Below are 14,168 nucleotides of genomic sequence, written 5' to 3' on the forward strand. Positions count from 1 at the left end.
ATTTTTAACAACTGTGCAACTCTCTTAAGAGATGTATTTGAAGTGACCGTAAAGAATAATGTTATTTCTGAAAATCCAATGAATAAAATCAAAAACCGTAAAGTTCAAGTTGAAATAGCGGATCCCTTTACAAGAAAAGAGATGGAAACTCTTCTTTTCATAGCTAGGATCAATAATTTTAGCCAATAAAGATGTTTGGCAGACAATCAATTCCAGTTATTGATATAGACAAATCTTGTTGCTTATAAATATTTTTTAACTGCTGTGTGAGTTAAGTTTAAACAGTTTTTATTGTATAAAAATCAGCCCTGAATGGGCAGGGCTGATTTTTAACTGGTTGATGTAGCATTTATTATGAAGATAAATCTACACACAGATATTTCATTTCGAGATATTCATCAATACCGAATTTAGAACCTTCACGTCCTAAACCAGATTGCTTCACACCACCAAATGGTGCAACTTCATTAGAAATAGCACCGGTATTAATTCCGACCATGCCATATTCCAATGCTTCACCGACACGCCATTGACGCGCTGTACTCTGTGTGAATACATAAGTAGCCAAGCCAAACTCGGTATCATTTGCCATCGCCACCGCTTCTTCTTCCGTGTGGAAGCGGAATAATGGAGCCAATGGACCAAAAGTTTCTTCTTTAGCCACTTTCATGTCCTGGGTTACTTCAGTCAGCACGGTAGGTTCAAAGAAAGTGCCGCCTAGACTTGAACGCTGGCCACCAATTTTAATCTGTGCACCTTTGCTCGCTGCATCTGCAATATGCGACTGCACTTTGGCAATTGCATCTTCATCAATTAACGGGCCTTGAGTAGAACCGTCTTGACGGCCATCACCCACTTTTAAATTGGCCACAGCGGCAGTCAATTTCTCAGCCAGCGCATCATAAATGCCATCTTGCACATAAATACGGTTGGCACAGACACAGGTTTGACCGCTATTACGGAACTTGCTGACCATAATACCCTGAACCGCCTGCTCCAGATTGGCATCATCAAAAACCAGTACTGGCGCATTGCCACCCAGCTCAAGTGACAGTTTTTTGATGGTTGGCGCACATTGCTGCATCAAAATGCGGCCGACTTGAGTCGAACCGGTAAAGCTCAGCTTTTTCACTGTGTCGCTTTCGCACAAGGTTTTGCCCACTTCAATGGCATCGCCACTAATGTGCAGCAATACATCTTGTGGTAAACCTGCCTGCAAAGCCAGCACTTCCAGAGCATAGGCTGTTAATGGCGTTTGCTCAGCCGGTTTAACCAGCATAGAACAGCCGGCAGCAATTGCAGGCGCAGCCTTACGGGTAATCATGGCTGCAGGGAAATTCCACGGCGTAATTGCAGCGGTGACCCCAATTGCCTGTTTGATGACCAGCAAGCGCTGATTCGGCAGCGTTGGTGTCAGCACTTCACCGTCAATACGGCGCGCCTGTTCAGCAAACCAGCGGATAAAGGAGGCGGCATAAGCAATCTCACCGCGCGCTTCAGCTAAAGGTTTACCTTGTTCAGCAGTCAAAATCTGAGCCAATGACTCTTTATTTTCCTGCATCAAATCAAACCAGGCCCACAGCACGTCAGCGCGTTGTAATGCTGTTTGTGCTTTCCATGCCTTCTGTGCCGTCTGTGAACGAGCAATTGCTTGTTCTACCGACGCACGGTCATGGGATTTCACCCATGCCAGCGTGTCATGTGTTGCCGCATCTTTTACTTCGATGTAATCGCCACTTAAGGGCTGATCCAAGCAAACATCCGGATGCTGTAATAAATATTTCAAATGATCTGGAAGCATTTCAATCCCTCATTCATTCTTATGCAGTTAAAGTTGCAAATCCCTGTTCTAAAATAGCCAGGCCTTCACGGAATTGCGCTGTTGGAATGGTTAAAGGATATAGGAAACGAATCACATTACCAGAACGACCGCAGGTTAAAATCAGCAGGCCATTTGCCATTGCATAGTTTTGCACCGCTTTGGCCTGTTCAGCCGTTTCCAGTTCTACTGCAACCATTGAACCCAGCGCGCGAATATCAGTGACTACATTGCTGCTGGCTTTAATGTTATTTAATACCGAAACCAGTTCCGCACCCAAGACATTGGCACGATCACACAGACCTTCACCTTCAATCACATCAATAACTGCATGTGCTGCAGCAACGGCGATCGGACTACCCGCATAAGTACCGCCTAAGCCGCCAGGATTCGGTGCATCCATAACTTCAGTACGACCAACCACGCCAGAGATCGGGAAACCACCACCCAGGCTTTTTGCCATCGTAATCAGGTCTGCTTTGGTTTCGTAGTGATTCATGGCAAACAGTTTACCGGTACGGGCAAAGCCTGTTTGTACTTCATCTGCAATCATCAAAATACCATGCTGATCACACAATGCACGTAAACGCTTTAAAAATTCTGCCGGTACAACATTAAAACCGCCTTCACCTTGCACAGGCTCAAGTACGATTGCCGCCACATCATGTGCAGCCACATCTTCAGCAAAAATGTCTTCAATGCTTTGGATGGCATCGTCCACAGTAATGCCTTTTGACTCTACCGGATAACGTGCATGGAAAACACCCGCCGGCATTACCCCAAAGTCACGTTTGTAAGGGGCAGTTTTACCCGTCATGGCCATGGTCATGAATGAACGACCATGGAAACCGTTACCAAAAGTTACAATGCCGTGACGGCCAGTATAGGCACGGGCAATTTTAACTGCATTTTCTACTGCTTCAGCACCAGTAGAAAAGAATGAGGTTTTTGCAGGGCCGTCAATTGGTGCACGCTCATTAATACGCTCAGCAAGAGAGACATAACTTTCGTAAGGTACAACCTGATAGGCTGTATGGGTAAATTTTGTTAATTGTTCAGTAACAGCAGCAATAATTTTAGGATGACGATGACCGGTATTCAGTACCGCAATACCACCTGCGAAATCGATATATTGATTGCCTTCAGCATCCCAAATTGTCGAGTTCTCTGCTTTCTCCGCGTACCATTGACACATGACACCAACACCACGAGGCGTCGCTTGCTGTTTACGTGCATTCAGTGCAGAGTGTTTACTGTCCATTTTGTATCCTCATTCTTGATTCATACAGTGTAAAATTTTGGCATCCATATCATGTGATTGATGATATGCAAATGACTGGTTGATCTTCCTCATTTTGCGCTTTTATCGGCCTGACACGAGAGCCACTTTGAATCAGATAGACAGAGCCAATTCACCCTGTCCCGAAGATTTAAAAAATCAAAAAACAGAATAATTAAATACAAATCATAAACTTGAAATTACACCATAAAAAAATGGCACCTTTTTATAAGGTGCCATTTTGATAACTGAGAGCAAAAATTTAGAAATTGTACATAAACAGTAAATTCAGCAGTCGGCTATGGCCTGCTGCATCTCCTTGCGCCAAAGAACCGGCATCACCGCCAATGAATACATCATTTTTACCGATGATATATTCGGCTGCCAGCGAAAACTGCTTAACATCCAGCTGAGCACCCAAAATATTGCGTGTAGATGTGGCGAAACCGGACTTGTCTTTATCAAAGACGGTATAGCTGACATAAGGCGTCAGATCGTAATCCTTATAAAAATCAGTCATTTGATAATCCAGATTCGCCACATAATAATTGGCTTTATTGGCCACATGATACTTCGATTCAAAAGAACCTACCGTCGCATAATCTGGATTATCTACAGCCTGGGTATCTGCGCGATTCTGTCCGGCAGTCAGGGTCAGGTTTGCATTCTGGTAGTTTAAGCGACCAAACACATTCCATGCATTGCGATGCCCAGTTTGACCATTGCGGTTATTTTCCAAATCTGAATACCAATACGAGCCGCCAACATTCAGTTTAACCGGGCTGTCCTGCAGTGGAATCTGCTGATTGATACGTGCAACCCACATGTTTTTTTCTTCAATGTCATCGGTGCTGGCATCTTCTGGCTTGACATAATTGGCCGCATAACGCGCAGCATCGTCACCAGTGCCGGCAAAACTTCCCCCATCACGCACAAAATAAGCCACATTGACTTTGGTATTTGTACCTAGCTGCTGCTGCCAGTTAATACCCAGATTATGCACATCTTCCAGTCCGGCATTGTCCATTGAACTGCCGTACCAGCTGCTGCTCCAGAAGCGGCCAATACCAAAAGGCATATCTTGCAGACCCAAGGTGATGCGGCTGTCATCATTCAGCTTATAGCCCAAGTTGGCATTCACCAAAGTTGAAAAATCACATAGAGTATCATTTTGATAGCAACGGTATTCCACATCGCCGAACAATGACTTGGCATCATATTTCAGGCTGAGTTTCGCCGCATTAAACTTTACTTTATGGTCACTGTCCGAATAATCCTTATCCTGATAATTCGCTCGTAGCCACCCCGATACGGTCAGTTTGCCTAAATCGGTATCGGCATCTCCCCAAGAAAGCGAATCTGCCTGCACGGTGGCAGACATCGTAACGGCACTGGCGACAAGCGCACAGAACGAAAATGGTTTCACTAAAAAACGTTGCGACATTATAGAAGCCCCAAAAAAGAAATAATAATTTTCAAAACCAGGTCGCTGGCAAAAGCAAAGTTTCTGACCAAATGGAATCAGCAAAGGCGTTAAATATCCAAACTTATGCCGGGTCAAATATTGCATCCTGCAAGAGACCCTACCCTTAACCTGGATAGATGCCGCGCTCTTGGCGAGCCATCAGAATCCGTTCACATGCCAAAATATAAGCTGCGGTACGTAAAGAACATCCGGCCTGCATGGCTTTGAGCCAAACATCATGCACAGCATTTTTCATGATCACATCCATGCGCTGATTGATTTCTTCTTCTGTCCAGAAATAGCTGGCAAGGTCTTGTACCCATTCGAAATAGCTGACAGTCACGCCACCAGCATTGCAGATCACGTCCGGTACAACAGTGATTTGACGCTGACTCAGGATTTCATCCGCTTCAGTGAGGGTCGGACCATTGGCCCCTTCCAAAATGATCTTGGCTTGAATGGTTTGGGCAACATGCACATCAATCACCCCTTCCAGCGCCGCAGGAATAAACACTTCTGCGGGAATTTGCCAGAATTTTGCCATCGCGATTTCGTCGCTTGCAGCAAACCCCTGAATCTTGTGATAGGTGTTTGAATATTCCATTAACTTGGGAATATCAATCCCTTGTTCCTGATATAGGGTTGCGGAGTGATCCTGTACGCAAATCACTTTGCTGCCATTTTCATGAAACAGCAAGGCGGCTTCGCTGCCGACATTACCAAACCCCTGCACACACACCCGGGCATCCTTTAAATCCAGGTCAATTTGCTGCGCCACTTCACGCCCGCTAATATACACGCCACGTCCTGTGGCTTTACTGCGGCCTAAAGAACCGCCAAGATGCACGGGTTTCCCGGTCACCACACCGGTAATGGTAGAACCGGCATTCATGGAAAAGGTGTCCATCATCCAGGCCATAATTTGCGGATTGGTCCCCACATCCGGTGCCGGAATATCCTTTTGCGGCCCAATAACCAAATTGATTTCTGCGGTATAACGCCGTGTCAATCGTTCTAGTTCACGCTTGGATAACTGGCTTGGATCAACCCGTACACCGCCTTTGGCCCCCCCAAAAGGTAAATTCAGTGCCGCACACTTAATCGTCATCCATGCCGACAGTGCCATCACCTCATCTAAATTGACATCAGGATGGAAGCGCACACCGCCCTTGCCCGGACCGCGGGTCAAATTATGCTGAACTCGATAACCTTCAAAATGCTGAACGCTGCCATCATCCATAATCACCGGAATATCCACAATCAGGCTTCGCTTCGGACGTCGCAACATATCCAGTCTTTCGCTGAGTTCACCCAGATAAGGAGCCACTTTATCCAGCTGTTTCAGATAATTGTTCCAGGCCGTCGTACCGTGCTCGGTATAGGTGAGCCCCTTCATCATTGTGTTCATTGCATGATCCTGTTTTTTGTATGCAGACGCATTTCCTTGCGACCGCAAAAAGTATAAATTTATCTCTGCTTGTCGGCATTTATTGATTCAGCTCTGTAGCCAGCGTGATCTGAGCTAAAACATTCAGCTTGGATTTTTCGCTTTGGCTTTAACCAAGATATGTGTATATTGCCTGCCGTTTACAGGCCCGTATTTACATGCACTGTGCAACAACGGGATACTTTACAATTACTGCCTGACCAGATTATTTTGCACATACCGATATCGCTCTCACGAGAGCCACTTTGAATTTGTAGGAGAGAGCCAATTGCGTAGCTTGCTTGGAGACTATTTGCTGCAGCGATTACAGCAAGATATCGATGGAACATTGCAGCTACGATTATTTCGCTGCTTACGTAATGCCATAATTGACGGCGTATTGGCACCCAAGACTCGTCTGCCGGCATCCCGCGATCTGGCCAAAGAGATCAAGGTTTCCCGTAATACGGTATTAAGTGCGTATGAACAATTACAGGCACAAGGGTATGTCGATGCCCGCACAGGACAAGGCACCTGGGTCACAGATAAACTGCCCGAATCCTTTTTAATCAAGGCGGAAAATAGCAACGCCCCTATTCAAGAAAAAAAATCTCAGCAAAGTTACAGCTTGTCTCAGCGTGGTTCTTACTTAATCGGCTATTCAGCAGCCTCGCCTTATCAATGGGGTGCTTTTGTTCCCGGTGCACCGGATGTGACAGAGTTTCCGCATCACATTTTTAGCAAAATTCAGACCCGTTTGAGCCGTGAACCGGAAATTACCCGCTTGATTTACAGCAATGCTGGCGGCTGTCTGGAACTGCGCCAAGAACTTGCGGAATATCTGAAAATTGCACGTTCGGTGCAATGCGATGCCGATCAAATCATTATTACCGAAGGCACGCATCAGGCGATTGATTTAGTCTCGCGTACCTTGAGCGACATTGGCGATGAAGTCTGGATCGAAGATCCAGCCTACTGGGGCGCCCGCAACATTTTGCGCATTAACGGGGTCAATCTGCGTTCACTGCCGGTCGATCAGGAAGGCATTATTCCTGATCTTGATCCGAAAGTACCCCCCAAGCTGATCTTTGTTACACCCTCCCACCAGTATCCGCTAGGTTCACATCTAAGCCTGGAACGACGCAAACAGCTGATTGCAATTGCCCGGCAGCATAAAAGCTGGATTGTGGAAGATGATTATGACAGTGAATTCAGGTTTTCAGGCCAGCCCTATCCGTCTTTACAAGGATTGGAACCTGATTCCCCGGTCATTTATATGGGCACATTCAGCAAAACCATTTATCCTGCACTGCGTATCGGCTATCTGGTGGTTCCGAAGAAACTGTTTTCCCCGCTGCGCATTGTGGCCGCAGAACTCTATCGCGGTGGACATTTAATTGATCAGAAGGCACTGGCAGAATTTATCCGTGAAGGCCATTATGAGGCGCATATCCGACGCATGCGCTTACTCTACAGTAAACGCCATGCATTTCTGATTGATTTAATTCACCGTCATTTAGGTGAAGATTTTCTGCACGAATACAACACGGCAGCAGGCCTACACCTGATTTTAAAACTGCCAAGCAGCAGTGATGATGTCCTGATTGCATCGAATGCACTTGATCAAGGTATTAAGGTCAGAGCCCTATCGCAATACTATACCAAGCACTATTCTACCCGGCAGAAAGGATTACTGCTCGGTTTCGCCTGCGTGAGGGAACAAGAAATATTGGTAGCTTTCGGCGTACTGTTGAAATGCTTGCGCGACAATGGAATTCATACTTTAAACTAGTAAAATTTCGATTCTAATTAAAATTTTATTTTTAAAATCAATATATTCTCGGCCGGTTTTTAAACAAGGAGTAAAACCTTTTATGGCCACTTCATTTTATTTAGTCTTTATTTTTCTGTAAACATTTCTTTCTGTAATTTTCACCTTTTTAAAGCAATTGGCTCCCTTCAATAGCTAAAAAATGGCTCTCGTCACCTGACAACAAAAAAGAGAAATTAGCAGCATACATAAACAGCATGTAACAGTTTTGTAATCAAAGTGTGATTTTTCATGTGTTTATAGAAACATCGGCTTTATTAAGTTTAACTTAAAATTAATGAAGTGATTGCGAATTCGGTTACAGTTTCAAAGGATAGATAGTGTACACAAGGTAGAGAGCTCTATTGCTGTTACACTATGGATATTAAGGGAAATTATATGGCAGAACATCAACATGTCTCCACGCCCGATTCATCACACGGCTTAAAAAGTGGACTTAAGTCACGTCATCTTACAATGATCTCGATTGCCGGGGTAATTGGTGGCTCACTGTTCATTGGCTCTGGTAATGTAATCTACTCGGCAGGTCCCGCTGCAATTTTGGCCTATGCTTTTGGTGGATTGCTCATTCTATTAATCATGCGCATGCTGGGTGAGATGGCCGTTCTCAACCCGGATAGCGGTTCATTCTCAACCTATGCTGATCGTGCAATTGGCCGCTGGGCAGGTTTTACCATTGGCTGGCTGTATTGGTGTTCTTGGGCCTTACTGATGGGCTGGGAAGCGTATGTCGCAGGTAAAATTCTCAACAGCTGGTTTCCGTTGATCCCCATCTGGGGCTATATGCTCCTAGTGATTGTGTCATTGGTTGTCGTTAACTTACAAAATGTCAAAAACTATGGTGAATTTGAGTTTTGGTTTGCCCTGATCAAAGTGATCGCAATTGTTATTTTCTTAGTGATTGGTAGCTTGGCCGTCATGCACTTATGGCCATGGAGCCAAGCAGGTGCGACAGGTATTACCCATTTAACCGCTGAAGGTTTCATGCCCAATGGTTTCTCTGCGGTAATCACGGCATTACTCGGGGTTATGTTTGCCTATATTGGCGCTGAAATTGTGACGGTGGCTGCCGCAGAATCACAAAACCCTGCTCGTGAAATCCGTAAAGCATCTAACTCAGTGGTATGGCGTATCATGTTGTTCTATGTTGGTTCAATGCTTATTACCGTCTGCCTCATTCCACATAACAATCCACTACTCAAAGACCCAACTTGGGGAACCTATAGTGTGACCTTAACTGCACTTGGTATTCCAGAAGCAAAACACATTGTCAATTTTGTGGTCCTGACTTCAGTGTGTAGCTGTTTTAACTCTGCACTCTATACCTGTTCACGCATGCTGTTTTCATTGTCAAAACGTTGCGATGCACCGAAAAGTTTTGGTTTAATCAACCGTAATGGTAGTCCTTGGATGGGTGTTCTGGTGTCATCATCATTCGCTTTATTGGCAACCTACCTGACGGCCACTGAAAGTATGAATGTCTACGACATCTTTATGTTAGCGACAGGTACAGCGGCACTCTATGTCTATCTCACCATTGCTTTTTCTCAATTACGTATGCGTAAGAAATTAGAAGCGGAAGGACAAGTGATTGACTTTAAAATGTGGTTATTCCCTTGGCTGACTTATCTGGCAATCTTCTTTATTATTGGTGCCCTGATTACCATGCTGGTTGAAGGAACATATTTCAAAGAAGTGACTTATACCAGCTTGCTTGCACTCTTTATTGTCGGATTAGGCATCTGTGCACAAAAATTCAATTGGGGTAAAGATTCACAAAAAAAAATTTCGCAAAATAGAATAAACCTGAGCGACAATATTTAACGCTCAAGCTGATAAAATAAATCTTGGGGACAAAATCAGACCCGGCTGGTAGGTGAATCGTTAATCTAAACTTTCACCTACCAATAACAATAAAAGATCTTTTATCATTCAAAAACTGCTGTTCTTTTTATCGGATATAAATAGTAACAACGTTCTCAATAGTCGGGCATCATCTGCCTAAAATGCCTTAAATAATCTCCCATTTTATAGATCTTTTTTTCTTGGATAACATGGCGAATAAATCAAGCCACAAGCAGCAAAAATCAGCTGATGAATATAAGCATGCTGTTGTTCATCCAACATCTTAAACACGTGATCAAGCTAAATACTCCATCAAGTTCCGGATAGTCCTTATCTTTAGATTTTCTAATACGGTATCTGATAAAGGGCACTTTTTAATATCTGAACGCTTTATTGTGTATCACAGTGGTTTCAATTACTTATCAATGATACACGATATGATACAAACTCATATACTCGGTTAAGCTCAGTTATATACAGGCATAAAAAAGGCTTGATCCGTTAAGAATCAAGCCTTTTCGTTTTAAGACTTGGCATATTTTGCCATGTCTTGTTAGGTATTTGGGATGGCGACAATTGAACAAATCTTATAAGCAACTGTTTTATATTATTTAAATTTTAAATTAAAATTCTAGTGTACATGACAGTGTACAAATTATATGTTGCTGGCCTATTTTCTTCGGGTTTAGTTGCTATATCAGGAGTCAAATTCATATAAAAATAACTCCCCTCGCACGCCCACGCCTTTTATTTTAAATATTGCCTGTATTGGTGTGTCGGTTTGCTGTGTTTTTTGGCCTCCCTTATTTGATGGAGGCGAAATAGAGTATTTAAGCTGCTCCTCTATTTAGTGGTTCAGGTACACACTGGTACACGGTATGCAGTCGGTACGCACCAAAACAGCATATTTAAAATGCGTACCCACCCACATTTATAATGTCGATGGGGTCAGATTTGGAATCCTATCCTTTGCGGTAAAGCTCCTCTTTTTTGAGGTGCTTATACTGCACGTCATTTTTGATGGTCAGGTATGCCCTGAATTTTGGTATCGGTAAAATTTCAGATTTTAAATCCACATTTCAAATGCTGAATTAACTTGGTCGCGTTTTAAATGTGTGCAAGTTTGCTCATATTCCCCAGTGGGGTGAATGCCACCGCAATTTTTCGCCCGTCATCACTCGATTGATTGAACCTAATAAAACCTAATATTCAAAGATGCCCAGGGTGATGCATAAACCTATCAAAACCTGACTTTTGAACGCCCTACCTGTTAGGGGAATAATAGGGTCTGAACTTGTCAAAACTTGACATTTGAACTCAGCAAACAAGCTAAGAAATGCTAAGGTTCTGACTTAAAAAAACTTAACCTTTGAACCTGATAAAACCTGAAATCAGAACGGTGTGATTAAGCATTATTTACTGATACGTAGTGATACAGATTTGCTAGACGTAGTTAGACAAAAATGTATTTATAAATTGGCTGTATCCCTTATGTTTATTGGCTTCCACTTATTTATTGAGGCGGTATTGTCTATCAAATTTAAGATGTGCTGTATCACTAATTAATCTGACCTATTTAAATGCTTTTACCCTTACGTAGTCTTACAAGATAGGTATTCGTAACAAACGGCGTAAACTTTGCTGTGCTTAGTCTTGAGCATGGTTTTGATGGTCTTTTTAATGTGGTGCTGTAAGACAAAAAATAAGCTCAAATATTCTTTACGTAGCTATACAAAACATGGGGTTTTCCTTGATGTTCCTTGATGAAATGGGATTCCCTCAAAATAGCGGTAAACCTTGCTGCATATAGCTTAGAGGTTATTTTAAGGGTCTTTCTACTGGTGGCCCATCAAGGAAATTAAATAAACGCAGTAAAGAATAATTTAAGGCTGTTTTGTTTTACGTAGTTTTACAAAATTAATTTCATTAAATCGCTGTATGCCTTGCTGTAACTGGCATAGAGAGCATTTTCAACAAATACGCCGTAAAACAAAAATTACTTAGATGTACTTAGATGAAATAAGCCATTTACCTTGTTGTACCTTGTTCAAATAGAAACTTTTTCACATTTCTTGCTATACGTAGCTATACGGATTGAAATTAATAAAATGACCGTATGCCTTTCTGTGCTTGGCTTACATAGTGATTTATGCAGATAGGCCGTAAAGCAAAATAAATTTACTTGGACGTACTTGGACAGATTTTAAATCCGATCAAGTTTTACTTGGATGTACTTGGATGGAATGGTGGAAAAGTGGTGCGTTTTACGTTGATGTACGTTGATGAAATAAGGCTTCTTCTTTGACGTACTTTGACAGAATGCAGTTTTATGAAAAGCATATAAAAGGGCTGTGTTCTATGGCTGATAAGGCTTATAGGTGATTTTATAGAGTTATTTACGGCGTACCTTGTCAAAGTAAGTTTTTAGCCAATTTAGGTTGACGTAGGTTGACGGAATAGGGTTTTCATAAAACTATCCAAATCCTTTCATCACATAGCTTTGAGCACTGTTTTACTGATTATTTAGCCTGTATGCCGTCAACCTAAAATAAGGCTAATCTTGCAGGACGTAGCATGACAAAACAGCATTTTTGTTTGACGTAGTTTGACGAAGCCAATATCCAGTTAAAAAGCCGTATGCCTTGTATAGCTTGGCTTTCAGTGCATTTTTATAGGTGTTTTTATGAGTACCTTGTCCAACAAAATACAAAAGGCTTGTCATGCAAGATTTTGCGACACGTAGCGACACGAAATTGATTGATTTACCTTGACGTAGCTTGACGAAATACAGTTTTAATAAAATGGCTGTAATACCTATGCAGTAAGGCTTTGACAGGGTTTTTATAGTGTTTTTTGGTGTGGTGCTGTCAAGGTAAATTAACGGCGTGTCGTATCTCTAAATTTCCCCTTTCTTGTACGACGTAGAACGACAAAACGCGGTTTTCAGATAACTAAAAATAGCTAATTTATGACTAGGTTTAGCTATTGAGGGCATGACAATAATGACCAAACCTTTAATGGGTGGCATTTGAAATGTAACCCTTTTGGATTTTAAATCTGATAGGAATGTATTCAACTTGTTGTTTTCTAAGGTAAACGCAAAATTGCGTTTTGTCTAATTAGACTGATCCGATCTAACGCCGTCTGAGGCCATTTATTCATCCTTTGCGATTTCCACAATAGTCGAACCTGCACCTATCTAAACTAATCTAAAGTCAGTTATTCAGTTATCATGATTTCCATGATAGTTGAATCTGCATGGTGATAATGACCATTTAGCTATAAAAAAGCCCCCAGTGAAGGAGGCTAATTTAAATCAATCTATAATTTCTCACGACTCCATAGTGGATCGGACTCATTTTGTCCTTTTTTCATTTGATAAACAGGAACTCCTAATTTTTCACCAACTTGCTTAAGTAAGGTTAAATGATCATCAATCATATTTACTCCTGCAATTAAGCTCTTAATACTTAATCCTTTAGGCATATCTACCGATTGACTTTGTTTTTCAAAATTTATAATTCTAATTTCTTGCTCATAAGCCCAATCTACGGTTTTAGTCGCCAATAACTTTCCGATTGCTTGGTGTGGGGTAAGCAGTGCTTCTGATATACAAATGCTTGGTAACTTATTTATATAACTTACATCATAAATAGCATAACCATTATTTTGGGATACCAAATCCATTTTTCTTAAGTTGTATTCAATACAAAATCCTTTGTGTGATTTACTATAATGGGCCCACTGCAAAGGAATATTACAATCCAAAGAAAAGCACTGCACACCAAAAGTTAAAATATGATTTTTTATCATTGAGCATAATTTAGGCAAACTATCAGGAGTAAAACGATTCTGAGAAAATATCTCCTCAATATTTTTTTCTATATTTTTATTCAAAATATAGTATTTATAAATTAATTTATTTTTATAAATGAAGTCTATTATTTTTTGGAAATCATCCATCTCAAATGTACGATCCGATAAATCTTTAATATCTAGGTGGAAATCAAATGGGTCATTAAATTCTTTAGGATCAGATATATACAGTTTACCTTCTTCTAATTGTTTGATTCGCGTACAATTGTCAGGCTCAAAACGATAGATAGATATACCATTTTGATGTAGCCCATGCTCAATATTCATTATTGGTTCCTAAAAGTTTTAAAATATTTTCTCAGATAATCATTTTAAATTATTCAAAGCAATTGCAGTACATCAGCTCTAATCTCGGTTATTTCCTTTTCTGATCCGTTTTGGTCTTTCCATTTCCTTGTACGCAATGAACCCTCTATATAAACCTTTCCGCCTTTCTTGAGGTACTGACTGGAAATCTCGGCTAATCGGTTGCTGGTGGTGATTCTGTGCCACTCTGTGACTCTTTACGTTCACCAGTGCTTTTATCTTTCCACTGTTCCGATGTGGCTACGCTGAATGTAGCGAGATTGCCATCATTGGGAAAATACTTCGTTTCAGGAGTAAGAGCTAAGACACTTTTAATAATGT

At 41.8% G+C, this 14,168-nt stretch carries 7 protein-coding genes and 1 pseudogene; 2 read left to right on the top strand and 6 right to left on the bottom strand.

Annotated elements, in window-relative coordinates; all coding sequences use genetic code 11:
- Nucleotides 1–352 precede the first annotated feature (352 nt).
- The 4 genes from GTU69_RS02585 to GTU69_RS02600 form a co-directional block, all read right to left on the bottom strand.
- Nucleotides 353–1,801 (bottom strand): NAD-dependent succinate-semialdehyde dehydrogenase, encoded by a 1,449-nt coding sequence (locus GTU69_RS02585; RefSeq protein WP_166167687.1) that lies wholly within the window; start codon nt 1,799–1,801, stop codon nt 353–355.
- Nucleotides 1,802–1,820: 19 nt separating this feature from the next.
- Nucleotides 1,821–3,080 carry a 4-aminobutyrate--2-oxoglutarate transaminase gene (gene gabT, locus GTU69_RS02590; protein WP_166167689.1) on the bottom strand — a complete coding sequence of 420 codons (1,260 nt, stop codon included), beginning with the start codon at nt 3,078–3,080 and terminating at the stop codon, nt 1,821–1,823.
- Between the two features lie 280 nt (nt 3,081–3,360).
- Nucleotides 3,361–4,542 (bottom strand): hypothetical protein, encoded by a 1,182-nt coding sequence (locus GTU69_RS02595; protein WP_166167691.1) that lies wholly within the window; start codon nt 4,540–4,542, stop codon nt 3,361–3,363.
- Nucleotides 4,543–4,687: 145 nt separating this feature from the next.
- Entirely contained in the window at nt 4,688–5,971 is a 1,284-nt protein-coding gene (locus GTU69_RS02600) for a Glu/Leu/Phe/Val dehydrogenase (RefSeq protein ID WP_205683424.1), read from the bottom strand.
- A 307-nt stretch (nt 5,972–6,278) separates the two neighbouring features.
- Between GTU69_RS02600 and GTU69_RS02605 the strand changes: the two genes are divergently transcribed.
- Both GTU69_RS02605 and GTU69_RS02610 read left to right on the top strand, forming a co-directional pair.
- Nucleotides 6,279–7,781 (top strand): PLP-dependent aminotransferase family protein, encoded by a 1,503-nt coding sequence (locus GTU69_RS02605; protein WP_166167694.1) that lies wholly within the window; start codon nt 6,279–6,281, stop codon nt 7,779–7,781.
- A 417-nt stretch (nt 7,782–8,198) separates the two neighbouring features.
- Complete coding sequence (locus tag GTU69_RS02610; RefSeq protein ID WP_166167697.1) at nt 8,199–9,644, top strand: amino acid permease; 1,446 nt, start codon at nt 8,199–8,201, stop codon at nt 9,642–9,644.
- 3,342 nt (nt 9,645–12,986) lie between these two features.
- Here GTU69_RS02610 and GTU69_RS02615 read toward each other — a convergent pair.
- Nucleotides 12,987–13,808 (bottom strand): DUF2971 domain-containing protein, encoded by an 822-nt coding sequence (locus GTU69_RS02615; RefSeq protein ID WP_166167700.1) that lies wholly within the window; start codon nt 13,806–13,808, stop codon nt 12,987–12,989.
- Between the two features lie 56 nt (nt 13,809–13,864).
- Nucleotides 13,865–14,166, bottom strand: a pseudogene (ssb, locus tag GTU69_RS02620) (single-stranded DNA-binding protein); the annotation flags it as partial.
- Nucleotides 14,167–14,168: the final 2 nt, after the last annotated feature.

The sequence above is a fragment of the Acinetobacter sp. SA01 genome, assembly GCF_011319235.1.
Taxonomy (GTDB): domain Bacteria; phylum Pseudomonadota; class Gammaproteobacteria; order Pseudomonadales; family Moraxellaceae; genus Acinetobacter.